This window comes from Glycomyces sp. NPDC050141, assembly GCF_055586545.1.
On record NZ_JBVJHZ010000019.1, the window covers coordinates 1 to 25,133 of the forward strand.

13 protein-coding genes are annotated in these 25,133 nt (G+C 67.3%); 5 read left to right on the forward strand and 8 right to left on the reverse strand.

Annotation, left to right across the window (positions count from 1 at the left end; genetic code table 11):
* Positions 1-1,913 precede the first annotated feature (1,913 nt).
* A complete protein-coding gene (locus tag ACZ60M_RS13245) occupies positions 1,914-2,765 on the reverse strand; it encodes a replication-relaxation family protein (protein ID WP_465417759.1) in 852 nt (283 codons plus the stop codon).
* Positions 2,766-2,921: 156 nt separating this feature from the next.
* Positions 2,922-3,305: a hypothetical protein gene (locus ACZ60M_RS13250; RefSeq protein ID WP_465417761.1), complete on the reverse strand. Its 384-nt coding sequence runs from the start codon at positions 3,303-3,305 to the stop codon at positions 2,922-2,924.
* Positions 3,306-4,168: 863 nt separating this feature from the next.
* Between ACZ60M_RS13250 and ACZ60M_RS13255 the strand changes: the two genes are divergently transcribed.
* Positions 4,169-7,450: a DEAD/DEAH box helicase gene (locus ACZ60M_RS13255; protein ID WP_465417763.1), complete on the forward strand. Its 3,282-nt coding sequence runs from the start codon at positions 4,169-4,171 to the stop codon at positions 7,448-7,450.
* Positions 7,447-7,935 (forward strand): hypothetical protein, encoded by a 489-nt coding sequence (locus ACZ60M_RS13260; RefSeq protein WP_465417765.1) that lies wholly within the window; start codon positions 7,447-7,449, stop codon positions 7,933-7,935. The genes ACZ60M_RS13255 and ACZ60M_RS13260 overlap by 4 nt, the downstream gene beginning before the upstream one ends.
* On the opposite strand, the gene drmC is transcribed toward ACZ60M_RS13260, so the two are convergent.
* The 6 genes from drmC to ACZ60M_RS13290 form a co-directional block, all read right to left on the reverse strand.
* Positions 7,911-8,642 (reverse strand): DISARM system phospholipase D-like protein DrmC, encoded by a 732-nt coding sequence (gene drmC, locus ACZ60M_RS13265; protein ID WP_465417767.1) that lies wholly within the window; start codon positions 8,640-8,642, stop codon positions 7,911-7,913. The two genes, ACZ60M_RS13260 and drmC, sit on opposite strands and share 25 nt — an antisense overlap.
* Positions 8,626-10,671 carry a DrmB family protein gene (gene drmB / locus ACZ60M_RS13270; protein ID WP_465417769.1) on the reverse strand — a complete coding sequence of 682 codons (2,046 nt, stop codon included), beginning with the start codon at positions 10,669-10,671 and terminating at the stop codon, positions 8,626-8,628. Before drmB ends, drmC begins: the two co-directional genes overlap by 17 nt.
* Positions 10,668-14,414: a DISARM system helicase DrmA gene (drmA, locus tag ACZ60M_RS13275; RefSeq protein WP_465417771.1), complete on the reverse strand. Its 3,747-nt coding sequence runs from the start codon at positions 14,412-14,414 to the stop codon at positions 10,668-10,670. The genes drmB and drmA overlap by 4 nt, the downstream gene beginning before the upstream one ends.
* Positions 14,411-18,445, reverse strand: coding sequence for an Eco57I restriction-modification methylase domain-containing protein (locus ACZ60M_RS13280; RefSeq protein WP_465417773.1), 4,035 nt, complete (start codon positions 18,443-18,445; stop codon positions 14,411-14,413). Before ACZ60M_RS13280 ends, drmA begins: the two co-directional genes overlap by 4 nt.
* Positions 18,442-21,666 (reverse strand): DISARM system SNF2-like helicase DrmD, encoded by a 3,225-nt coding sequence (gene drmD / locus ACZ60M_RS13285; protein WP_465417774.1) that lies wholly within the window; start codon positions 21,664-21,666, stop codon positions 18,442-18,444. The genes ACZ60M_RS13280 and drmD overlap by 4 nt, the downstream gene beginning before the upstream one ends.
* Before the next feature lie 146 nt (positions 21,667-21,812).
* Positions 21,813-23,537 (reverse strand): GmrSD restriction endonuclease domain-containing protein, encoded by a 1,725-nt coding sequence (locus ACZ60M_RS13290; RefSeq protein ID WP_465417776.1) that lies wholly within the window; start codon positions 23,535-23,537, stop codon positions 21,813-21,815.
* Positions 23,538-23,816: 279 nt separating this feature from the next.
* On the opposite strand from ACZ60M_RS13290, the gene ACZ60M_RS13295 reads away from it, so the two are divergent.
* Genes ACZ60M_RS13295 through ACZ60M_RS13305 form a run of 3 tightly spaced genes read left to right on the forward strand, consistent with a single transcriptional unit; the run spans position 23,817 to position 25,125 of the window.
* A complete protein-coding gene (locus ACZ60M_RS13295) occupies positions 23,817-24,671 on the forward strand; it encodes a Scr1 family TA system antitoxin-like transcriptional regulator (RefSeq protein WP_465417778.1) in 855 nt (284 codons plus the stop codon).
* On the forward strand, positions 24,668-24,859 hold the full coding sequence (locus ACZ60M_RS13300; RefSeq protein WP_465417780.1) for a DUF397 domain-containing protein: 192 nt from the start codon (positions 24,668-24,670) through the stop codon (positions 24,857-24,859). Before ACZ60M_RS13295 ends, ACZ60M_RS13300 begins: the two co-directional genes overlap by 4 nt.
* A complete protein-coding gene (locus tag ACZ60M_RS13305) occupies positions 24,859-25,125 on the forward strand; it encodes a DUF397 domain-containing protein (protein ID WP_465417782.1) in 267 nt (88 codons plus the stop codon). The genes ACZ60M_RS13300 and ACZ60M_RS13305 overlap by 1 nt, the downstream gene beginning before the upstream one ends.
* The last annotated feature ends 8 nt before the right edge of the window (positions 25,126-25,133 follow it).

Consider the following 25,133-nt stretch of genomic DNA (forward strand, 5'->3'; position numbering starts at 1 on the left):
GCGCTTTTCCGATCTAACGAGAAAGCAAAGACGGCCATCAACATCACCCGAATGATCACTGACGGGGGGGGGTTGGGCAAGGGTTTTTCCGGTTGGTGGTTACCCGGAGTTGCTCGGGGGGGGGGTCCCCCCCCCCGGCCCCGGTTACTGGCGCGCACCCTCCAACACCCTTTGGAGGGTGCGCGCCAGTAACGCCCCTTGAACTCCGGGATTTCATCCCTGTCTGTACCGGTTCGGGCGGGTAACCGGGCCGGTAACCGCCAGTAACCGCCAGTAACCGCAGGGTAGGCCCCACCCGGCGACTGCTCGATGTTCTTACCCGTTAGGAAGCACACGCGCCGCGAGGCGGCGAACGTCGGCAGCGTCGATCAGGCGTCGCAGCTCTGTGCAGCTATCACTCCGGGCCGGTGTGGCCCCCTGCAGGCCACGGACCCGGCCAGCCTCTCCCAGGGCGGTGCGGGCGAGCAGCGAGGCCACCTCGGGCCGCTGGCGGCCCCACCCGGGCTCCGCACCGTAACCGATGGAGCCGCACCGGTCAGAACGACGTAAGACCAAGAAGCCGCAGTACGACTCCCGCCTTTTTTGGCCGGCCATTGGAGACATGACTATGTCGTCGGGTTCAGGGTGCGCGCCAGAATCGGGGCACACGCTGCAAGAACGCCCGGCCTGGCGCACGGAGGAAAGCATGGGGCTGAGCATGGGGCGCAGCATGCCTCCAACAGTGCGGGGCCAACAGCATGGGGCAAATTCATGCGGGTTGCAGCCTGGATGCCGGGTTTCAAGAACCATCGCAGGAGCGGTCGCTTGCCCCGCCTCGCGGCTGATGCGGTCCTTGCGGTGCGAGGCTGGACCTACTAGCGCCCCCGGGGGAGATATATTGTCGGGTTGTCATCAGCCCGGTTACCGGGTCGAGCGACCTGCGGATACGCCGATCCTTCCCGGGTGCGGGGGTCAGGCCCTGTCGGGGGCTCGATCCGTAGGGACGCATCCGTGGGGATGCATCCGTAGGACGCCCTCGAACACGATCACGGGATCGCGGCCCGATCCGAGCGGCACCCGACCCCACGGTGGCCGCCGGGCCGGTGCCCGGCCCGGCGCCCGTACTCCGCACCCCAGCCGATGATCGAAAACGAGCCGCGTCCTGCCGCCCGTCCGGGCCGCTGGCGGCCGAAAGCACCGCGACCGCGACCTGGCTGCGGGCTGGCGCATGATCCGGCCGCAGCGGGCGCCTCAAGCCTGACGGAAGTGAGCTTTCCGAACCCGAGCCCGCGACCTCCGGAATCAGCGGCGCCCGCGGCGACAGACCCCAGCGGCTTCGGGGAGGAATATATTGTCGGACTTCGACATCGGGACTTGCTGACGAGCTATCCAGCGGCTTCGACCGGTAACCGCCCGATCGGATACGCGGGCCCCTCGTGCCAGACGCTGTGGACGCCCCAGCGTGCCGCACCCCATATGCCGGACCCTTTGCCACAGGCTGGCGGCACGACCCGGACGCCACCGTCACCAGCGCGCAGCGGTGGCCTGAGCGACACCGCGAGGCACCACTCAACCGAGCGACAGCAACCGTTCCAATCCCGGCCCCACACCCACCCCACCGCCTGGGCACGACACCGAACCCGGGGGTGAAAGACGAAGAGCGAGAATGGAAACGGAACTGCGGACCGGGCCCGGTCCACTACAGCGCTGCAGCGGCCTCGCCACCGGTACCTTGGTATTTTTCGCCCTCGGGGATATGTATATATGTCGGGCTGACCAGTGACCGCGCACGCCGCCGTTGACCTGCAAGAACGTTGGGTGACCGGGGTCGGTGACCGGCTGGGGCAGTTCGCGGTCCTGCCTGTGGGTCGACCTTCAGGGGTCGACCTCCGGGTCCCAATCCCACACGATCGGCCGGTTGGCGATCTCCTCGGCTACCGCAGGGAGCTCGCCGAGGTTGACCGGCCGAGCACGTGCCAGCGCGGATCATCGAGGAGGTCGGGGAAGGTCTCGGGCCGGGTGAAGGTCCGTTCGGCTTCGGTCGCGGCGCTGGCGGCGACGGTGAGCTTGCTGAGGCGGGTGTTGCGCAGGTGGCTCTCGTCCCAGATCTCGGTGGCCAGCGGCAGGAAGTTGACCAGGCGGCCAGGGGTGGGGACCTCGATGAGCAGCACGGCCTTCTCGTAGTGGTGATACTCAACGTGGGATTTGTAGCTCTTCACCTTGTCGGCGAGGCGCTGCAGGGTCTCGGTGCCCCGGTCGTGCTCGAACCAGAAATGGAGGCGGCGTCCGTCGTTCCAGGTGAGGGTGACGTTCGCGTCGGAGCGCATCCCGCTGTAGGCGCTGTAGGGCTCGAATACCCAGTCGACTTCGACGTCGCCTCGGGCGCGGGCGGCTCTCATGAGGCGGCAGTAGAACGCGTTGATGCCCTCGGTATGGGGCCGGTGGGCCGAAAGAAACTGCTGCTGGGCCTTGAAGGCGGCGTTGGTTTTGGTCGGGGGCTTCTCGTCGGTGCGCATCGCGTGGAGGTACTGGCCACGCCAGTCCAGGACGTACCGGTAGGCGCGGCTGGTGGGGTTGCGCCACCGCGCGAGGATGCCCATCTCGTACAAGGTGAGCAGGCGCGCTGCCGCCGCATGGGCGGAGGGGAAGAACAGCGCCTCCAGCATTCCGGCGGTCATGATCTTGTGCCGCGACAGCGTGTCGATGATCGCGAAGTCGCGCTCCATCAACCGGCTGGCGATCTCGTCGAAGTCACAGGTGTTCGCCCCCGGAACACGCCGACTCACACCCGCACCTCCTCACCGGCCGATCAACGCGCCCGCCAGCACGACTGCCCGCGCTCGGGCAGTGGCCGCGCCGGAACCACAGCTCATTATCGGCGGATCGAGCGGGCCGAAGGTGCCGAATCGGAACGCCAGCGCCCTTGCGGCGCCTGCCGACAGCTACTTGAACAGACCGGCGACCACACCGACTGCCGAGACGACAAGGGCGCAGGTCGCGATCTGCTGGGGTGCTCCGGTGAACCAGCCGCGCAAGGCGGTCCCGAGGGTGTCCAGCCGTGTCAGGGATCGGAATCGCAGCCATTTGTGGAACCGGACCTTCTTGCATCCGCCGAGGAGACCGGAGGAGTTGTTCCGGCAGTAGCCCTCGCCGCGGTTCTTCGCCCCGCACGACAGCGGTGCTGCCAGCAGCAGCCACAGGAAGCAGAGCGCGAACGCGCCTGAGACCGCGATCGGCCCGACGTCCCGCGCGAACAGCAGCACGACCGCCCCGGCCAGCAGCAAGTAACCCCAGTAGCGGTAGAGGGGTGATTTCTTCTTCGCCATGGCAACGGAAAGTAACCGAGGGTGCGACTCTGGTAAAGCCGAGTGTCGGCTTTCAGACATCGGCGGAATCCGAAGCGGTGTCGGCAGAATATTCCCGCCTAGCATCCGCCAACGTTCGCGCCGGGCTAACGGGACCAGAGGCATCGTTCAATGCTTCAGGCCGAATTGCCCGCATTGCCTGGCGCGCAAGGTCTTCAAGGCATGGACAGGTCGCGAGAGCGCTGGATACGGCGCAAAGCCACACGCCCGCGATCCGGAGTGTCCTTGCGACATCCTTGAGGGAATCGATACCGGTCAGCTCTTGGAGCAGCTTCTCGGTCATTCCTCGGACCAGCTCGGCGGTATCCGCGCCGCACAGCCCCTCGACTTGGTCGAGGAGAGGTCCAGGGTCCAGGCGAGCGGCTTGGTCGAGGATACGGGCGGCCTCGGCGAGATCCCGGCAGTCCTTGAGACCGCGCAGTCTTCGGGTGTTCCTTCGGCCGAGTTTCCCGCGAAGCATGCGTTCGGTTTCGTGCTGCCATCGCGGGTCGGTGTAGCGTTCGCGGTCGGGCTCCGTGGCGTCTGGAAGGGGTGCAGCCGAGGCGCTGCCCTCTGCCTGGTACGAGAGAACACCGTGGTCATCGCATGGGTAGTACCGGCGACGACGGCAAGGGCTACCGTCCTTCTTCGTGGGGGTACCGCATTCAGGGGCAGGCATGGACTTGAATGTCCCACAGTCTCGGCGATTGGCGGCGCTACTGTCGGTGATCGGACATCAGGATGTCCCGCAAGAACCACCGCTGAGTTCCGCAGTCTGATGCCGGTGGCTCACATTCGGTACACTTGCGGTCACAATTCCCCCGGCACTTGCAGGTGATGCCCCCGTGCGCTCCTCCCGCGACCCCCGCTCCGACGTCATCCGGTACTGGCGCGATGTGGAGATCTTCGAACCCCAGCGCATCCCCAAACCGAGCCCCAGACAGTACGTCTACGACGTGGTCGAAGGGAAACCGCTGCCCTGGGAGGGCGACGAGCCCCTGGGCCGGCGCCGACTCAGACGGGGCGAGCAGTGGCGGTACACGGTCTACTGCGGGGTCTTCTCACTCGACGCCACCTTCGAGGTACTCAAACGCTACTGCGGCGAGGACGACGACGCCTACGATGCGCGGGCGCGGGGTGAGGCCGCGCTCGCGGGGTTTGAACTGGACGCGAACGGCCGCCTGCTCGCCGGTTCCGCCGTGCTCTCCTCGAGTGCATGGGGGCTCGGCAGGGTGCACTTGCTGAAGGGCATCCGGCCCGGGTGGAGCGACGGCTTCGCCGCCGCGCAGACCGCGTTCACCGCCATGTTCGACCTCATCTTCGAACGGCGCAGGCTCCGCGACCAGCTCTCCCGCCAGTTGCTCGGGCGCCTCTCCGAACTGCTGCTCGGCATCGACGGTACCGAGGTCGTCAGCGCGATCAAAGACCGACTCGCCGAACTGCTCCCGCTGCGTGACTCGCAGGACGAGGCCGAACCCTCAGCGAAGACGTCGCCCTTCGACCACGACCTGCTCGACGAGGTCCGGGCCCTGCTGCTCGACCTCACCGGTACCGCCGGGGTGCTTCCGCAGCATGAGCCGCCCATTCGCATCGGGTGTCGTGTCGTCAAGAGCCGCGACGACGAGAGCGAGCCCACGGCGCGGGCTGACTTCCTCAACAGTTTCATCGCCGAGGACCTCACCGAGATCGGCCGACACGTCCGCGCGGGCCGCCTGGACGGCGCGCTCGATTCCTACCTGCGCGAAGCAACCGGCTCGGACCGCATCGACGTGCAACGAGAACACGGCGACGTGTTCGAAGCGACCCGGCCTTCGCGGATCCCGCTCGGGCGCTGGCCCTCCCCACCCCGGTACTCGCTCGCTCTCGGCCAGCAGCTCGCGGTCAACAACGCTGTCAACAATGCTTCTGCGAGAGGCGAGATCATCGGTGTCAACGGGCCGCCCGGCACCGGCAAGACCACACTGCTGCGCGACATGTTCGCGGCCCTGGTCACCGAACGCGCCCGCAAGCTCGCCGCACTCACCCAACCAGGGGACGGCTTCGTCGCCGAACTCGGGTTCAACAATGGCGACCGCCGCTTCCGCGTCCCGCAACTGCGGCCCGACCTGTGCGGCTACGAGATCACCGTGGCCTCCTCGAACAACGGCGCGGTCCAGAACGTCACCACCGAGACTCCCCATCGCAACGAGATCGACGAGCGCTGGCGCGGCGAGATCGACTACTTCACCGACATCGGCGGGACCGTCCTCAACGCCACCCGCCTGGGCAAGAGCGAAGACGAGTGGGAGCCGGCCTGGTCGCTCATGGCCGCCGTCCTCGGCAACAGCGAGAACCGCCGCCTGTTCTCCACTGCGTTCTGGTTCGGGCTCAAGGAGTCCCGAGACCGGGACGAGGCCCGACCGGGCATGCTCGAACACCTCAAGACCTGCCTGCCCGAACGTTCGTGGGCCGAGGCGCGGGCCCGGTTCAAGACCGCCGAAGCGAAGGTGATCGTGATGGCGGACGATCGCGAACGCTGCTTCCAGCGGCTGAACGATCTGCAGTGGAAGTACATGCTCGAGGTCGACTCCCTCCAGACCGCCGCGCTGATCGCGCAGCAGCACCTCGAGAGGGCCGAGAAGGAGACGGCCTCGGTCAGGGACGGGCTCGCGGCGGCCGAACGCGAATACGAGCGGGCGCGTCGGACCCGCGACGACTGGGACGCCCAGCGCCCGGGACTCTTCCGGGCCCTGCTGCGTGGCGGCGGGGAATTCCGCGAGTGGCGACGGCGCGCCAGGACCTACGCCGTCGCTACGAACGACGCTTGGGACCTGCGCCACGACATCGAAGGTGAACTGCGGGCGGCCGAAGACTCGGCGCTGAACCAGCAGGCCGTGCTCGACACCATCGAGGCAGAGCTGCCGAAGGCGCAAGCAGCGCTCGAACGCCATGAGGCCGTCATCGAACGGGACCGACAACGATTCGGCCCGGCCTATCCGAAGAACCCCAATGAAGACCGCCGCGACCGGGAGCTGACCGCGCCGTGGTGCGATGAGGAGTTCAATACCGCCCGATCCGAACTGTTCCTCGAAGCGCTGCGCATGCACCGGGCGTTCATCGAGCACAACCGCGACCGGTTCCGGCGGGGCCTGGGCGTCGCGGTCGACGTGGTCAACCGCTCCGTCCCCGCCGACCTCGCCCACGAGACCCGCCTTGCGGCCTGGCAACTGCTGTTCATGGCCGTCCCGGTCGTGTCCACGACATTCGCCTCGGTCGCACGCCAGTTCACGGGACTCGCCGAAGGCGACCTGGGTTGGCTGTTCATCGACGAAGCCGGGCAGGCCACCCCGCAAGCGGCAGTCGGCGCGATCTGGCGCTCCAAGCACGTCATGGCCGTAGGAGACCCGCTCCAGCTCGAACCCGTGCTCTCCCTGCCGCATACGATCCAGCAGTCGCTACGGGAGCACTACGGGCTCAGCGAGTACTGGGTGCCCGGCTGGACCTCGGTGCAGGGGCTCGCCGACGCCCACACGACCTTCGGCACCACCCTGCCGAGTCTCGACGGCGAACCCCTGTGGGTCGGCTCGCCACTGACCGTGCACCGCCGCTGCGACGACCCGATGTTCTCCATCTCCAACCAGATCGCATACGGCGGCTTGATGATCAACGACACGCCCGATCGCGGTGAGCTGCTGCTGCCGCGCACCGGGACACCGGTCACGAAGAGCATGTGGCTCCAGCGGCCCCCGGGCGGCAACCAGGGCCACTGGATCTCGTCCGAAGGCGAACGGCTCGACAGACTCCTGACCCACCTGCGCGACGGCGGCTTCGACATGGGCGAGGTCATGGTCGTCACCCCGTTCGTCGAAGTCGCGAACGAGCTGCGTTCCCGCAAGCGCCGCTTCGGCATCCGCGACGCCGGCACCGTCCACACTGCCCAAGGCAAGCAGGCCGACATCGTCATCCTCGTCCTCGGCGGCGACCCCGCGAAGCCCCGGGCCGGCAGCTTCGCCGCCGAGAAGCCCAACTTCGTCAACGTGGCAGTCAGCCGTGCCAAGCGCCGCCTGTTCGTCATCGGCGACCACGAGACCTGGTCGAAGCTCCCGAACTTCGCCGAACTCGCCGCAGCCCTCGGAGACCCGAAATGATCGACGAGACCGGCAAGGTGATTTTGGGGGTCCTTCCCCTGCTCATATGCCTCGTGGTCGCAGTGGGAACGCCCCTGCTGATCGTCCTGCTCACCCGGTCGAGCGGCCGCAAACGCGATGAGCGGTTGGCCGCCCAATGGGAACAGGCTCTGGGAGATGCCGCCCGCGGACGCGGCCACCTCGCGTTCGTGCGCTGGGTGTACCAGCGGGCCCGGTCTGGTTCCGGCGCGAAGGCATTCATTGTCTGGCACGGCGTCTCTTGGGATCAGGACACCTGGTTCGATGGGCGACCGCGTATTCCTCAGGGAATTTGGGTCCTCGTACGGGGGTCCATCGGTTGGGGCGCACACAATCGCAACCCTAAGCGGCTCTGGGTCGATTTCGACGGGGTACTCGCCGAGCTCCCCGCGAGCGCGCCCGCCGCCTGCCAGCGACACCGCAAACGCATGGCGAAGCGCGCTCAGCGCGCGAAGACCCGCTCGTAGAGACGGTCCTCGACCTCGAACAGCTCGCGTTCGATCGCCTCCGCCAGGGACGCGTCGTCGGTGCGGACGCCGAGCTCGATGTTCCCGTACTCGGCGCTCCACGACAGGTTCGCGCTGGTGACGAGCACGAACCGGTGGTCGACGATGACGAACTTGGCGTGGTTGCGGACCTTCGACCCGTCGAATGCCTTGGTGCGCAGCACGATCCCTGGGTGGAGGTGCGCGGCGACCTGCTCGGCGGTCGGGGTGCCACGCCCGGCGGCGGCCGCTTCCGCGTCGATGTACACGCGCAGACCGATCTCGGGCCTGCGGGAGGCTTCGGCGAGGGCCGTCCACAGCCCGGAGGACCGTTGGAAGTTGAAGGTGGAGCAGGTGATCGACTGCCGGGCGCCCGCCACGTGATGGAGGATCGAGGTCGTGAGCGGCCCTGACTGAGCGAGCGGGCCGGGCATCGTCCACACCGCCTCCACCCGCCCGGTCTGCGCGCGGGCGGCGGCGAGCGCGTCCAGCAGCGGCACCAGCCGGTCGATCCCGACCAGTTCCGCGAGCGTACCGACGACGATGCGCCGCTGCGGGGCGAGGACCCGCAGTGCCACACGCAGCGGTTGGCCGTCGGCGATCCGGTCGGCGATGTCCTTCGCCTCGCTGCCGGTGAGCGTCCTCCCCAGCTCGGCGGCGGCGTCCCGGTCCTCACTGGAAGAACGCAAGGTCCTGGTGCTTCCCGGGTAGCCGGATGAGGAACCGCCGGTCGAGGAACCGGTTGGCCCGCTCGCAGGAGGTCTCGGAGGCCATGACGCAGCAGTGACACGCGGCCCCGTGGAGGAAGTCCTCTGGCTTCTTCGGTGTGCGGGAAGCGCACAGCGGGTCGGACGAGCAGCGCTCGGCGCGGTAGAGGCCGCCTTCGATGAGCCCCCGCAGGCGGGCCGGTTCGCTGAGCTGCACCAAGCCGCCGAGGGTCCCGTCCGAGTCCGATGCGGTGGTGAGGATGACCATCCCGGCCGCCGCGGGCCGTCCTTCGGACTCCTGCCAGGCGTACAGCCGCTCGCTAAGGCTCGCCGCCGAATACCCGCAGCTGAGTGCGCATTCGCGGATGAGGATGTGCGCGAACGTGTGCAGCAGCCAGTAGCGGGGCGGCTTCATCCGCGTGCTGGCCTTCACCCGTTTCGCGGTCTCCGAGGACCGGTTGGCGAAGTTCCTGTCGTGGGCTTCGACATGGGCCGCCCATAGCGCGCTGTCCTCGACAAGCGCCTCCCACGCCGCGATTCGATCCTCGTCGAACTGGAGGAAGATCCCCTCCCCGCGGTCCTCAGTCGCAACCGTCCATTCAGGACGGTTGTCGCGGGTGAGCGGCACGAGCCGCCGCGGCAGGTCGCCCGCCCGGTCCATGTCGTCGATCCGGGTGAACCCGAGCAGTGCGTTGACTTTCCGCAGGCTCTCCACGGCCAGAACCCGGCTGATGCTCCCGCCCCGCCACGCGGTGTCCCAGTCCTGCTCGGTGAGCACGAGACCGCTGGCGTCATCGCTGTGCTGGGCGCCGAGCGGCAGCTGCCGCTTGAGGTAATGCCATTCGGGGACGAGCAGGTCAACCGGGTCCCATTCGGCGATCTGCTTGTCCTGCGTCTCCTGGGAGGCTTCGGGAGACAAGGCCTCCTCGACTGCGGCGAGCAGCGTCGCGTCGTCGATATCGTCCACATCGACGGCGTTCTTGAGCACCATGCGGATCAGCTTGGCGTTGCCGCGCACCTCGGCGAGATCCTCGCCTTGGGCGTGCCACAGCCGCACTGCCAGGTTGTCCGCCTGGTCGGCCTCGGACTGGGGCATGACGATGACCGACTGCGTCGCCCCGAACCACAGGTTCGATGCGCCGATGAGCATCAGCTTGGGCGGATTGCCACAGCCGCCGCGCTCGAACGTGCCCAGGTGCGGGTGCCGCCCTCGGCATTGCGGCAGCTTCTCCGCGCCGCGTTCGCCCTGGGCCTCGTTCATCGGTCGCTTCTTGCCGCACTGTGTGCAAGCGATCGTGGCCGACGCGCCCTTACCTGAGGTGCGGTCGGTCATCCGCAGCTGCGGGTGCGGGGCTCCCGAAGGGCAGGCCGCGCCTCCGTGCACCCACCAGTCGTAAGGGAACTCGTCGAGGTGCCCGTCCGGGCACGCGAGCAGGTAGCGGGCCGGAACTGCCGTCTCAGCGCTCGCCTTGCTCCGGGGCCGGTCGGCGCGCCCGTAGCACTTCTCGTGCGAGAACCGGGCCTGATCGGGCCGGTACTTCTTCGTATTCGCATACGAGAACTGGCTGATCAGCCCCAGGTTGTCGCAGCCGTTGCAGCGCAGCCACTGCGGGAACACCCGCGCGGGCACACCGAGGTCCTTGCCTTCCTCGGACCCGGTGAACGCCACTGCCTGCCACGGGAACGGCCGCAGCTCGATGTTCCGGGAGCGCAGAAGTTTCGCGACCGCCCGGCGCAGTTGCGGCGCTTCGATGACAGGGATGCCCTCGCGACGCCTCCAGATCCGGTCCCAGTCGTCCAGGCCTGAGGGCATGACGGTGAACTGCGGCAGGTCCATGACCGACCCCGGCCCGTACGTGTACAGCAGCGAGGAGGGCCGCCCCGAGCCGACCTTCGCATAGTTCTGGTTCCGACCCTTCCGGCCGGCCTCACGCTCGGTCTCGGCGTCCCCGAGCGGGTCCAGCACCCGATCAGCCGGTACCGCCGCGAACCTCGGCTCCACATCGGTCATGACGAGGCTCCTTTCGCGGGCCGCTGCGCCTCCCAGGCCGGTTCGTCACCGGTCCGGTCGAACAGGTTCTCCTTGATCGGGCTGACCAGCAGGTTGATCTCGGGCTGGACCTCACGCATGGAGTTCGGCACCTTGAACGGCGCGATGTCCTTGCGCCCGGCCATCGACCGCGCGTGCTCGGGGCTGATCATCAGCGAACCGAACCGGGACTCGTCCGTGTACCGGTCGTACACCAGGGTCTTGCGCTGGTCGTCGATCCGCTGGTTGCGGTTGAGCCACTGACCGAGCCGGTTGTGCAGGCGGGTCCGTGCCCGGTCGGCGGTGACGTCGTCGCTCGCCCGGGCCACCCGCTCGCACAGCACGTCGATGAGACGCCGCACGAACGCCTCCTCGTCCTTGACACGCCGGGCCGCCTGCTCCTGGGAGAGCCCGTCAACGCGGTCGGCCTGCAGCACACGCGAAGCGCTCACCAGGACCCCGTCGAGGCCCCGGTCGAGCGAGGTCTGCGAGAACGGCGTCACCGACAGCGCCTCCACCTGCTTGTAGAACGTCTCGTGGTAGTGCCGGAACGTCTCGAAATGCGCCAAGTCGCGCGGCCGCGCCCAGTTCCCCAGCGCCACAACGAAACCCGGACGGTTCGCATCGCGGCCGACACGCGAGGACGCCTGGATGTACTCGGCGGTGTTCTTCGGCTGACCGACTACGAGCATGAGCCCGAGCCGGGTCACGTCCACGCCGACCTGCAGCATCGAGGTCGCAAGCACCGCGTCCAAAGGCAGCCGCTCGCGCCGCTCGGGGCTCCCGCCCGCTTCGGCGAGCGCCCGCTTCGCGGCGGTCGAGTCGAAGCCCGGATCGAACGGCACCCCCATCTGGCCCAGCGACGCCCCGATGTCGGCACTGGAGATGCGGGAAGTCAGCTCGGCGGTGCCCAGGTGCCCGTACTCGGTTCCCGTGCGCCGAGGCAGTTTCGACCACGAGCGGCCCTGCCGCAGGAACCGCTGGATGTCGTCCCCGAGGAACCGGGTCATGCCGGCCAGTTCCCTAGTGGCGCTGAAATAGCCGACGAGCGTCATGTACGGGTCGGCTTCGTTCGCCTTCCCGGTGTTGATGAGCAGCTGCCCGGCGGCCATGAGCACCTCGGCCACCCGGACCTCGGCGCTGGTGAGCCGTACCCCGGTACTCGCGACCCCGATGTAGCGGCGGCCCGGGTACTCCTCGGAGACGGGCAGCTCCTCGGAGAAGTACGTGTCCCCGGCGTCGATCACCTGGGGCGGGAAGATCATCGTGTCCCGCCCGTACAGCGCTTTCACCTGGTCGTGCGCGTTGCGGGCGGTCGCGGTGGAGGCCACCAGCATCGGCCGCACCGGCTGCCCTTCGGCGGTGGTCCACGCGGCGGCGGTGTCCACAGCGGTCTCGAAGAGCCCCACGGTGGTGCCGAGCGAACCGGTGATCAAGTGGAGCTCGTCCTGGATGATCAGGTCCGGCGGGCGCAGCCGCCGGGCCGGGCGCACCCGGGCGGCCGGATGCTTTCCTTTCCGCGGGTGCTGCCCGCCGTCGACGATGTCGCACTTGGCGTAGTCGGGGTGCACGTACCCGTGCCGGTCGCAGACCTTCGACACGTACCCGAACAGGGACGCGGCCTCCCCTTCGCGGGCGAGCCGCGCGAACTTGTCGACCGTGGCGATCACGAACGCGGGCGCGAGCCGATAGATCTCCTCGTCCACAGTGAGCACCGGCAGTCCCTCGCCGGAGTCGCCGCCTTCGGAGAACGGGCACTCGGCGAACTGGTCGCCGCAGTAGACCCGCACCCGCCGCTCGATCGCGTCCGGCTTGATGTCGCCGACCTTGATCTTCTCGCCACACCATGGGCACCGCTGGATCTGGAGCACCGTCAACCGGTGCGCGGCACCAGAGTTGTTGACGGCCTTGCTGATCTCGTCGTTCGCTTCGTCGAACCGCTTGGGGCTCACACTGGTGCCGACCCACAGGCCGATCCTGAACGGCGTCTCGCCCCAGGTGCCGGTGTCATTGATACGCACGGTCTCGGCCGCGCACATGAGCGCAGTGGCGCGCTGGAACTGCTGGGAGGTCAACAGCCGCAAGGTGTACCGCATGATGACCGCGACGCCGTTGTTCCCGTCGAGCGGCCCGGACTCCGATTCGACGACGCCTTGGAGCCTGCGGATCGCGAACGTGAACGCCGCCAGACCGAGATAGGCCTCGGTCTTGCCGCCGCCGGTGGGGAAGAACAGGAGTTGCGCGCGGGCCAGGTTCCCCGACCGGTACTTCCAGGTCGGGTCGGTCATCATGCGGATCTGCGTGAGGATGAACGCGAGCTGGAAGGTGCGCCAGTGGTGCGGGTGCTTCCCCGCGAGCACCCGGTCGCGCGCCTCGTCCATCGTCACGGACGGCTCGGCGGCGCGGATCTCGGCGACCTGCGTCTGGACGCGCTGGGCGGCCATGACCTCGTTCATGAAACGGAAGCAGCGCTGCGCGTCGGCATCGGCGAGCAGGAAGTCGAGGCCGTCGGCGAGCCGGTCGTAGACCAGGCGGGCGTCCTCAACGGCGTTGAGCGCTTCCTCGCTGAGGTGGCCCATCCGCTCCGCTTGCTCCTTGCGCCCCTTCAACCAGGAGTCGTACCCGGCGACGATCGGGCGCAGGCCCGCATCCAGGTTGGCTTCAGGCTTGGCCAGCTCGGTCATGTCGAGCAGGACGCCCTTGACCTCCTGCGCGGCGGTCTGCGGGGTCTCGCTGACCGGCAGCCAGGTCGTCCACACGCGCTTGGCGCGGCGAGCCTCGGGCCGGTCCTCGGGGGCCTTGTCCCACTCGGTCTCCCAGTCGACCGAGCAGGTGCGGCCCTGTGCGAATTCGAGCCGGTTACGGTACTGGAGGTCGAGGCGGCGGACCTCCTCGTCGGTGTCGGACTGCCAGTCGGTGTCGGCGACGAGGTCGCGGACCGGCAGAAACACCGACTCGCCGTCTGCGGAGACTTCGAGTCTGGTCTGGTACATCCAGGCGTTGACGGGGATCTGGCGCGGCGTCTCCCGGTCGTTGCACAAGGCGATCTCGATGACGGCGCGGCCGCGAGCCGCATCGTCTCCGCGGTCGATGTGCAGGACGGTGGTGTCACGGAGTTGGACTTCCCTGGTCTCGCCGGGAGCGAGGTCGGCGAGGCGGATCTCCTTGGGGATGCTGAAGTCCTCGCGCTTGTAGCGGCGGCCGGACTTCGGCTTCGCGCCTTCCTCTTCTTCCTCGCCCTTGTGGACGTTGTACACGCCCCAGGACGCAGTGACCTCGAAGCGCTCCAAGTCGATCGGCACCTGGAACCGCAGCCCCATCGAGGCGGGGATCATCAGGCCGCGCTGCTGCGGGATGTCATCGACAGAGTCTTCATCGGACTCGGCGGACGAGTCGTCGACGCTGGAGAGCGGCACTCCGCGGCTGATCTCCTCATCGGCGGAGACGGCGATGTCGAAGGCGGGCTCGTCGCTGTCGGCCTCGGTCAAGGGCGCCTTGCCGGTTTCGATCTTCGCCGGGGCGATCCGGCCGACGAGGTAGGCGGAGTCAGGAGTGCCGTCGAGGACTTCCTCCGGACCTCCTGCCGGGCCGAGGATCTCGCGCTCGAAGACATCGGTCAGGTTCTCGCGGGCGGTCCAGGAGGTGCCGTCAGGGGAGCGTTTGATCTTGTAGGTCGCACGGCCGTCCCCGGACGGGTCGACCTCGACGCGTTCGACATCGCTCACTCGTCATCCTCCTCGGCCTCGACCTCAGGGGCTTCGCCCTGTTCGGCGGCCCTACGGTGATTCTCCTTGAGGAGTCTGTCAAAAACCTCGACCCTGGCCTCGCGCGAGAGTGTGAAGCGGGTCATGCGCCGATACTCGTGGAAGCCGTGGCCGGGATCGATGTCCCAGCCGTAGGCGGCGAGGACGGCCCGGTCGAGCTCGACATGGATTTCACGGAGGCGGGCCACCTGTCGGTCTGCGGCGTCGCTTACGGCGGGGTCGTTGAACAAGTTGTAGAGCTTGGTGAGACCGAGATCCCGGTCCAACATGATCGCGCGACGCTCGATGTCGAGGGTTCGCCCGATCTCGTCGAGGGAGTCGATGCCAAGCGGACGCGGGAAGGTCAGGAAGACATCCGACGGGGTGTAGCGGACATCGGTGCGCATCGAGGAGGCGTACTTGACCGCCCAGAGCTGGTGCAAGCTTGATGAGAGAACAGCCTGATCGGCATAGGAGTTGGTGGCGTATACCACGACTTGTTCGCTCATGACCTGAGCGCTAGGTACTCGAAGAGGCATCACGGTCTTGCTGACGCGAGCGAGCGCTAGTACCTCGTCGAGATTCGCGATCGCTTTTCGCAGACCCGGTCGAATCCCGTCATATTTCCACCACTGTTCGCGCACACGTTTCTCGCCAACGTGTTCTCGTTGCGGCTTCACGAATTCTCTTACATGGTTGAACGGAAGCTCGAAGCGTTTAGATTCTTCCTCGCTGCGGTTGTTGAAGTCAATTACGCATCGTGGTGCCGAACTATCGGGATTTTGATTTAGGTCTTCACCATTGAGATATGAAGAGAGCACTTCCTGGTTCTTCGGGTCGACTTCGATCCATGCGGCAGCTACCTCGGGCCGAATCACAAATCCGATCCCGCGAACGATGCAGCCCTGGAAGGCCCTGTTGGCGTTCTCCCGCAGTCGTGCGGGCGGGCGCTCTGGTCCCCGCGCCGGGTCCAACATGGTGATGATCCAGTCGGCTTCCTCGCCGTCCGCGATCCGCTTCACCTCACCCGAGACCGGGCCGAAGGAGCCCCAGACGGCCGCGAATTCCAGGTTCGCGGTCTTGACCGGCCAGGCCCTGCTTTGAATCGAGCGTGTGATGGTGAAACCATCCGAATCCAGCCGGTCAAGACCGACTTCACGGGTGTCGCCTTGGGCGATGGTGTTGGTGGCGATCAGGCCGAAGTTCCCGTTCGCGGTCATGAGTTCTTTGGCGCGCAAGAAGAAGTATGCGACCAGGTCGGCGCTACCCTTCTGGCCGCTGGCGAGCTGGCTCACGAACCAGTCACGGACATCGGTGCCCATGGCGCCGGTGATCTTCTGGCCGCCCACGAACGGCGGGTTGCCGATGATCGCGTCGAAGCCCTTGTGGTCGACGATCACGTCTGGCGCGGCGAGCGTCCAGTGGAGCGGTTTCCAGCGCTTGTAGTCGGTCTCTACAGTCGGGGTGAGTCCGGCTTCGAGGATGCCGTCGAGCATCGTGCGGTCAGGTTCACCTTTTTGCGGGTAGGCCAGGCCGACCGCGATGCGGAGGTCTTCGTATGCCTCCTTGAGCTTCTTGCCGGGCTTTCCGCCGAATCGCAGCCCGGCCGCGATCACGCCGTCAGCGATGTCCGAAAGCTTCGCAGTCAACTCCCGCTGCCGCGTGACCTGCCGCCGCTTCGCGGCGACCGAGCGTTGCGGGTCGGTGTTGTCGACTTCGCTGGCGAGGCCTCGGCGCAGTTCCGTGACCTTGTTCAGGGTCTCCTTGACGTCCACCCGGTCCACGATCTTGTGTGGGCTCTCGGTCGCGATGTCGAAGAGCGTGGCTGGCGCAGCGGTCTCGGGTTCGAGGCTCATCGTCTCGATCTGCTTCGGGTCGACGATTCCGAGCAGCGAGTTGCCGCAGAAGATCTTGTCGTCCACGAACGAGAACGGCAGGTCCGCGTCCAATGAGACCAGCCACAGAGAAAGCTTGCACATCTCCACGGCCAGCTCGTTGATGTCGGCCCCGTACAGGCACCGGGAGACGACCTTCCGGATCGCCCGGGTCTCCAGTTCGTGGCCGGTCCCGTAGGCGATCCCCTCGGCCTGCCAGGCCTCCACCAGTCTGGCTGCCAGGTATCGGGCCGCTGCGACGAGGAATGCTCCTGAGCCGCAGGCGATGTCGGCAATTTTCAGGTTCAGGATCTCATCGGGGTGAAGCAGCACCCACTGTGTACGGTCATCGGTCTGGTGCGGTCCCGGCTTGTACACCAGGGGTTCCAGTGCATGCGTGACGACCTCTTCGGCGAGGTCTTTCGGCGTGTAGTGCGCGCCCGCGTTCGCACGGGACGGGGTCTCGACGACCATGACGCCGCCGGGCATGACGGCCAGCGGCCAGCCGCGCAGATCGCGGCGGATGATGCCGATGAAGGGCCGCAGCCGTTCCTGGAGCTCCGGGTCCATCGTGACGGCGCGGATCGCAGTCTCGACGTCTTCGACCTCCGCCTTGAGCGCCTTCGCCAGCGCGTTCGCGGCGGGCGGCTCAGCAGCTTTCTGGTGGTCCTTGGCCCACTTGATGATCGCGGTGGCAAGCTTCGTTTCCCCCGCGTGCTTCGCCGCGAGTCCTTCGAGGATGCTCAGCGGGATCTCGGGTTCGGCCCCGGCCTTGCCGATGAGGCCGACCGTGACCTCTTCGACGTCGGCGGCGGAGTAGCCGAGGAGGCCTTCGTAGATGTAGCCGATCTGCTCGACGTCGATCTCGCGGAAGGAGATCCGCAGCGCCTCGCCCTTGACTTCCGGCACCTGCACGGCTTTGAGGACTTCGAGCATGACCCGGTCGGAGACGGTGACGGCGAGGCCGCCTTCGCCTGCGTCCGTGAGGAACGCGGTTCGTTCGGGGTCGAACAGGGAGCCGCCGTAAGCGGGGAGGCGCAGATCCTCGAAGACCGCGCCCTCATACAGTGCACGGGAGGCGGCCAGAAGCCGGTGCCAGGTGATGTAGGTGCCGCCGAGGGCGCCGATGCCTTCGTCTCTCTGGCGCTGGTCGAGCAGGTCGAAGCGGTCCGAAAGGCTGTACCCGGAAGCGAACAGCTCGTTCTCGGGCAGGAGGCCACGTTCCTCGGCGAAGAGCAGGAACACCACGCGCATCATGACGGTGACGGCGGCCTGGTAGACCTCATCCCTGTCGGCCGGGAGCGGGTCGGGCTGGCCGTTGTCGGCGGCGCGCAGGGCCGATTCGGAGAAGGACTGGACCAGGAGTTCGACGGCCCGTCGGACTTGGACGCCGAGAGCGTCGGTGATGTCGGCGGCGTCGGCGACCGATTCGGTGAAGAGCACGCCGAGCCGGTCGGCGGCCTTGCCGCCGACGAGGTGCTTGGGGCTGAGCAGCTGCCGGAAGGCGCGCAGCGCTCCAGGCTCCTCGATCCACAGGTGCGCGTCAGTGACACCGGAGGCGGTGCTCAGGTCGGTCTGGGCGCTGACGACAGCCCACCAGCGGCCGTCGGTGACGACGCCGACCGGTACGCCCGAGGCGCGCAGCAGGTCGCTCATGCGGTCGATGGGGCTGGCGTTCCAGCCGTCGGTGAGCGGGTCGCGCAGCGATTCGACGGGGTCGCAAACGAGCGTGAGCGCGCCGATGTTCTCACCGCGGACGAGCGCGCCACTCGGCCGGACCGTGACCGCCCGGTTCGGGGCCTTGACTTCGATCGCGGCGAGGGCGGGCGCATCGGCGCCCACATGCGAAGCGCCCCAGCCGAAGACCTCCCGTAGGACGGTCTCGACCCAGGCGTCCCGCGCCTCGCGGTATCCGTCGAGCGCGGCTTCGTCTCGGTCGCGGTCGAGGACATCCCAGGCCTTCTCGAACGCGGGGAGGCTCGCGCGCAGCACGGCTTTCGGCTCGTCGTCCAGTACAGGCATGCCGGTGGGCCAGACCCGCCTGAGCACTGGGAGCGACAGGAACGGGCCGTCGGTCTCGACCAGGTCCAGCCAGGAGCGGTGCGCGTCTTCGGGTTTGATCGGCTTGCGGTGCTTCACCGGCGGGCCTTCCATTGCTCGGCGTCGTCAGGGGTCAGCGCGAAGATCACGGCGGCCCCGGTCAGGTGCGGGCGGACATCGGTGTACCGAGCCTCGATCGCGGCGCGTTCGAGGTCCTGTTGCCGGTCAAGGTTGAGCAGCCGGTCCTCCATGGCGCGCATGTCGTCGCGCAGCTGCCGCTCCTGGTCGCGGTTCAGGTCGATCTCGCCGCGGTGGTTGAAGCTGAACAGCCCCGCGGACTGATCCTCAAGCGCTCGCCGCAGCCCGTCCAGCGACTCGCGCAGGTTGGCCCGGAACGCCTTGAAGATCTCCTCGGAGCGGTCGAGGTCGGCGCTCTTGCGCTTGCCCAGATCAGTCTCGACGAGGGCCTGGAGCTTGCCCGCCTTCGTGTTCATCGCGTCGACGAGTCTGGAGTAGAGCCGCGAGCCTTCGGCGTTCCAGTTCTCGGCCAGCGCTGTGAGGACCGCAGGGTCGGCCAGGTGCATCCGCTCCCGGTCCAGTGCTTGGTCTACGGCCTGTTCGGTCTTCTCCTGGGCCAGCGGACGCCCGTTGAGCCGCAACCCGGTGAGGAACACTTCTTCGTGCAGGCGCAGGCCGCCGCGGCCGACGAGGACCAGGCGGCCCACGGCGGCCACGCAGGATTCGTCGAGGTCGTCGACGACGGTGGCGGTGGCCCGGTGCAGGAGCGAGTCGCCGCCGAACAGCTCGGCCCGCAGGAAGCGGGTGGCGCGGCGCAGGACGGCGTGGCCGAGGTGGAGGTTGACGACGTCGGACCGCCCGGCCGCGATCTCGCCGTCGAAGGTGACCGTTCGAGGATTGTCGGGGTCGAGCCGGGTGGCGAGTCCTGCCAGGGCCGGCTGCCAGGAGGCGTCGAGTTTCGGGACCTCGAAGAGCCCGGGGGCGATCGCGCCCTCGTTCTCGCTCGGGTCCCGGGACGGGATCAGCGCGGGCTGGCCGCTCAGCTCGAAGGCGGTGTCGACGACGCGGCGGGCGTTCGCGGGCGTCCAGTGCATCGCCTCGCGGGTTCGCTCGTGGTTCTCGGAGAGCCGCGCGAGTTCGCGGTTGAGGTCGGTGCTGCCCGCGAGCGCCCGGCCGATGACCTCGCTGCCGTTCTCCGGTGCGGCCTTGGGCTTCTTGCGGTTCGGGGAGGGCGCGAAGTGGTCCTCGATCTCGGCTTCGACGTCGGCGACCTGGTTGACCGAGCCGAGGTCGTCGGCCACGACGCCCACTTTCTTCGCGATCCGCTGCATGAAGTCGGCATCGGCCTCGTAGGTCGCGGAGGACCGCTCGGGCCGGAACTGGAAGATCTCCGGCGTGTGCAACTGCCCGTACCGGTCGATACGGCCGATCCGCTGCTCCAGGCGCGAGGGGTTGAACGGGACGTCGTAGTTGACGAGTCGGTGGCAGTACGCCTGGAGGTCAATGCCCTCGCCGGCGGAGTCGGTGGCGAGCAGGATGCGGACCGGCTCGTTCTGCGGCGGTGCGGAGAAGCGCTCGCGGACCTGCTCACGGTCCTCGTGCGCAGTCGAGCCCTGGATGACGGCGAGCCGGTCGCCGCCCAGCCCGGCCTGCTCCAGGTTCACCTTGATCCACTCCAGGGTGGCCGCGTACTCGGTGAACACGACGACGCGCTCGTTCGTCCACAGCTTCTTGTCGGGGCGGCAGATCCTGGTGAGGAAGCCGATCAGGGCGTTGAGCTTCGAGTCGGGCCGGTACTGGAAGCCCCGACCCCACTCGACGAGCGAGCCGATCTCGGCCTTGGTCGCCGCCGAGAGCGGCGCGGAGCGCTTGGCCGCGCGCAGGGTCTCGGCCTCGGGGTGGTCGGCCTCGCCCTCCTCCTCATCGGACTGGCCCGAGCCGAGCACGTCCTGGAAGTATTCGCGGTCCTCGTCGATTTTGCCCGCCGTGGGCCCTTCCTCGTACTGGTGCAAGGTGAGGGCAAACGACCACGGGCTCGATAGGAACCGCTTCTTGAGCAGCATCGACATGATGTCCCCGGCCCGGCCCTTGCCGTTGCGGCGGGCTGATTCGGCGAGGATGCGCTCCAGTTCCGCGAAGTGCTCCTGCTCCTCCTCCGTCGGTTCGAAGCGGATCGACTTCAGCTCGCGGGCCTTGAAGTCCTTCTCCTTGATCTGCGTCTTGAGGCGGCGCACGGCGACTTCGTCGAGCGCCCGCTCGTCGAGGAGCGCGCCTCGCGCGAAGCGGCGGTCGTCGATCATCTCCATGAGCGCGGTAAAGGACTCGCTGTAGCCGTTGTGTGGGGTCGCGGAGAGGAACAGGCGGTGCTCGCACTGCTCGGCCAGGGCGCGGGTCGCGATCGTCCGGTTGCTGTCGACCGCGTACCCGCGCGCTCCCGCTAGTCGGCTGGGGCTGGCGGGGGCGACGTGGTGGGCTTCGTCGACGATGAGCGCGTCGAACGCGTAGCGGCGCCCGCTCTCGGCGCGGCCCGCGTCGTGGTAGACCTCGCGCAGCAGCCGCTGCGCGCGGACCGTGGAGAGCCAGGCCATGCTCACGATGGTGCGCGGGAACAGCCGGAACGGGTTCGCCGCCAGGCCGTGGCTGCGGCGGACCTGGGCCATGAGCGAGGAGTCGACGATGGTGAAGTCGAGGCCGAACTTGTCGCGCATCTCGTCCTGCCATTTCAGCCGGAGGCTCGGCGGGCAGACGATGACGACGGATTTGGCGCGCTGGCGGAGCAGGAGCTCGGCGATGACGAGTCCGGCTTCGATGGTCTTGCCGAGGCCGACGTCGTCGGCGAGGAGCAGGTTGGTGCGTGAGGAACTGAGGGCGCGGCGCAGGGGTTCGAGCTGGTACGCCTCGATGTTCACGCCGGCCCGGAACGGGGACTGGTAGGCGTCGGCGCGGGCCGAGGTAACCGCGCCCCAGCGGACGGCGTCGACGAACGCGGCGAGGCGGTTGGGGTCGTCGAAGGTCGCCGGGCTGAGCGTCTCGGGGAGGCCGTGGGCAGGGAGCAGGCCGTGACCGACTTCGAGTTCCCACACGACCCGCAGTTCGGTGCCGAGGTGGTCTTCGGAGAGCGATTGCAGCGAGACGACGTGCGTGGGTGCAGCGGGAGCGCCGTAACCGGGGCCGACCGGGACCGACTGTTCGCGCACGTCGGTCACGGCCCAGGTGGAACCGCGGACCGATACGACCTGGCCGAGTTCGGGGAGCCCTGCCCGTGCTCCGGTGTCGGGTTGTCCTGTCGCCTGATTCTCCACGAGTGCCGCTCCTTGAGTGTCATCGCAGGTCCGCAGCGTATTCGAAGGAGAGGTGAGCGCGCTCCCGGACCAGCGCTCAACTCTAACAAGGACAGCCGATGAGAGGTGTCCTCGCGTGTCGATTGCCGGTCCGGGAACAACCGCTCTCAGTCGGCCGTGTCGGCGACCGGGGAGGCCCCGAGGGCCTGAACGAGGCGGTCCCTGATCCGCAGCTTGCGTTCCTCGAAGAACGTCATGAAGTCGGCGAGGTCGAGCGGGAGGTCGTCGAGGTCGTTCTCGGCGATGTACGTCTTCCGTTTCTCCTCGCTCGGGAAGGCCGAGGCAATCCAGTCGGCCGGGAGGGCGTCCTGCTTCTCGATGTTGGCGGTGCCCGCGAGCAGTTGCAGGTTGGGCAGGAGGTTGAAAGCGTCCATGAAGCCGTCGACCTGATCGGAGGGGACGCCTGCCCCGCCGAGCTTCTTCTTGGTGAAGCGGGACTTCGGGAAGATGTGGTCCTCATGGAATTTCTTGCCCAGATCCAGGCCCGGGTACAGCACTGACAGCACGGCGAAGGTCCGCTGTCCGGCGTATTTGAGGTTGAGCAGCTCGTCGATCTCGGCCATGTCGAAGACCAAGCCTTTGCCGGCCGCGCCCATCGCCGACTCCACCGCCGTCACCGGGAACCCCGAGACGGAGTCGGTGCGCAGTACTTCCCGGATGCGGGTCAGGAGCGTGTCGAGGCCCGATCCCCAGATGCCCCGCTTGACGAGCGAGCGGGTGACCCAGCCTTGGAGGGCGAGCCGGTCGGCCGCGTCCGCGGTGGAATCGAGATACGAGTCTCCCGCGCCACGGAGGCTCAGGTAGTAGGCGACCGGGACGATAACGCTGTTCGCGGTGAGGTTGCGTTCGTTGAAGCCGAACTGCTGGATCAGGGTCGCGGCGCGCAGCAGCGCGCCCCGGATCTGGGGCCAGGCCGCCTCCACCTTTGCCATGTTCGCCTGGGTGAAGTTGGTGACCTTGAATCCGACGTCCAAGTCCGCGATGGTCAGCGCGGTCTTGAGGACCACGTCCTTGGAAAACGAGAACTGCCGCCCGGCGTTGCTGTTGAGGTCGAGGACGAGGGAGCGGACCTCCTCGCGGGCGTCGAGCTCGCGCCACTGGTTGGTGGCCATCGACAGCAGCAGGTCCGAGTACGAAAGCTGTGTACCGCCGCTGTTGACCCGGACGAAGATCTCCAGGACCTTGTCGGGGTCCTGGTCCTCGACCAGGAAGTAGTTCATCGGCTTGAGCACGCGGACCGCTTCGAAGAGGTCGTAGAGCCGCTGGAACGCCTCACCGGAGTCGGCGATGCCGCGGCGCGCCAGTTCCTTCATGATCGCCGGGCCCGAGTTCTCGAGGTCGAGGACCTCACCGACGCGGAACCACTTCTCATCCGCGGCGGCGTCCTTGTCGGTGAGGAACCGCAGGTCGTACTTGAGTCCCAGTTCCTCGTCCTCGGGTTCCTCGGTGAGGTTGAGGTAAAGGCGCTTCACCGGGAACGCGTCGGGGCTGCTCCACCAGGCGTATTTCCGCTTCTCAGCGAAACTGCCGTACAGAGCGAGGTTCAGCGATGTGAGCCGCTGCTGCCCGTCGAGCACTGCCGTGGTACCGCTGCCCGCCGGGACCGTCGCCTTGTCCGCGTACGGGTTGTCGCGCTCGTGGTAGTTGGTGAGGAACTCGTAGAAGGTATACGACTGCGCGGTCTCGGGCTCGACCTTCCACAGCAGGAACGAGCCGACGGGGTAGCCGCGCATCAGACTGTCGACCAGCTTCGCAATCTGGTCAGGCCCCCAGACGAACTCGCGCTGGATGGCGGGCATGAGGTAGTCGCGCTTGTGGATGCTGGCAAGCATCTCCGCGATGCTACGAGGGGTTTGGAAGGACACGTCGACACTGCTTTCATGGTGCGAGAGAACGGGAACGGCTGCTACGGAAGGTATCCGACCGGTGCACGTCGGAAGAAGGCGACTGTCGGATTCCGGACACGCTCTCATGTTGAAGCGGGTCTGCCACGGGCAGAAGAATTGTCCGGTGATTTTGTCCGATCGAACCTCCCGAATTGATTGTCCGGCAAGCGAAATTGCTGCACATGAGGGTTGTAGTCGGGTGACCACAGTATCTAGAATTCCGGCATGGTGGACATCGAAGAGGAAGGCGGCCCACCCGCGCCGCCGCCGTTGCAGGAACTCGGACGCCAGCTCGAAGCCGAACGGGTCAGGCCTCGACATCGACTTCCCAACGGGTACAAGAAGGCCGACGTGCCGCGCGACATCTGCTCGGAGAAGACATTGAGCCGCTTGGAATCCGGGCGGTACCGGGGTGCGAAGGTCGGTACCGTGCTCAACCTGTTGCGGTTCTATCAGACGCACCATGAGCAGGTCGACCACATCGCGCGGCTAGCAGAGGCAGCCAGGGCGCGGGACTGGTGCGCCGTCTACGGCAACGTGATCGACGACGGCGGGTGGTTTCTCCAGCAGTGCGAGGATGCCGCGAGCTACCTGTGCTACCACTCGGGCCTGAACATCCCGTCGCTGATCCACAGCGAGGCCTACTACCGGATGATCCAGAGGACCACCAAGGTCTCTTACGAAGGCGAGATCGACTGGGAAGAAGGTCTGGAGTTCCGTATGGAGCGTCGCCAACGCTGGATCGAATCCGAACGCCCAGCCGTGCTTCTCATGGGGGAGGGCGCGCTGCGGGTGGACTTCGGCCCCGAACGCGACGCAATCCTGGCCGACCTGAAGGAAGTCTCGGCAATGCCGTTCGCCGACGTGCGGGTCATCCCGTTCTCCGCTGGACGCTACGACCTACAACAATGGGCGTTCAGGCTGTTCGAGTATGACAACGGCCAGGAGGCGGTCATGAACGTTGAGACCGTGCGCGGCGGGGGATTCGTACCCGCGGACTCTTCGCGAGGTAAATTCTTGACGGACGCCTTCAAGGAGGCGTTGCGAATCTCGATCACTCCGGAGGGTTTCTTTCAATGAGCACGACAGGTCCCTGGCGCAAATCGAGCCGCAGCGGTGGAAACCAGAGTGACAACTGCGTCGAGGTGCGACTCAACGGCGACGCCGCGCAGGTCTCGGACTCCAAGCTTCCCGAGGACCGCCCGATCGTCACCGTCACGCCCGCAACCTACAACGGCCTGCTGGCCTGGGTGAAAGACCACGGCTGATGGCCGTCCGCGAGCACCCGCTCAAGGGTCAGTTCGATGCCGCCACTGCGCGCTGGGTCCGCCCCGACGCCGACGACGGCACTCCCGGCGAACTCGAGATCGGGTTCGCCCCTGACGGTCTGGTCGCCATGCGTCGCCTCGACGATCCAGAGGGGACGATACTGATCTACACCCCCGAGGAGTGGACGGCGTTCGTCGAAGGCGTCAAAGACGGGGAACTGGACCTCGCGGTCCTCTCCGAAGACGCAAGGCAGGCAAGCAAGTAGAGAGAGGT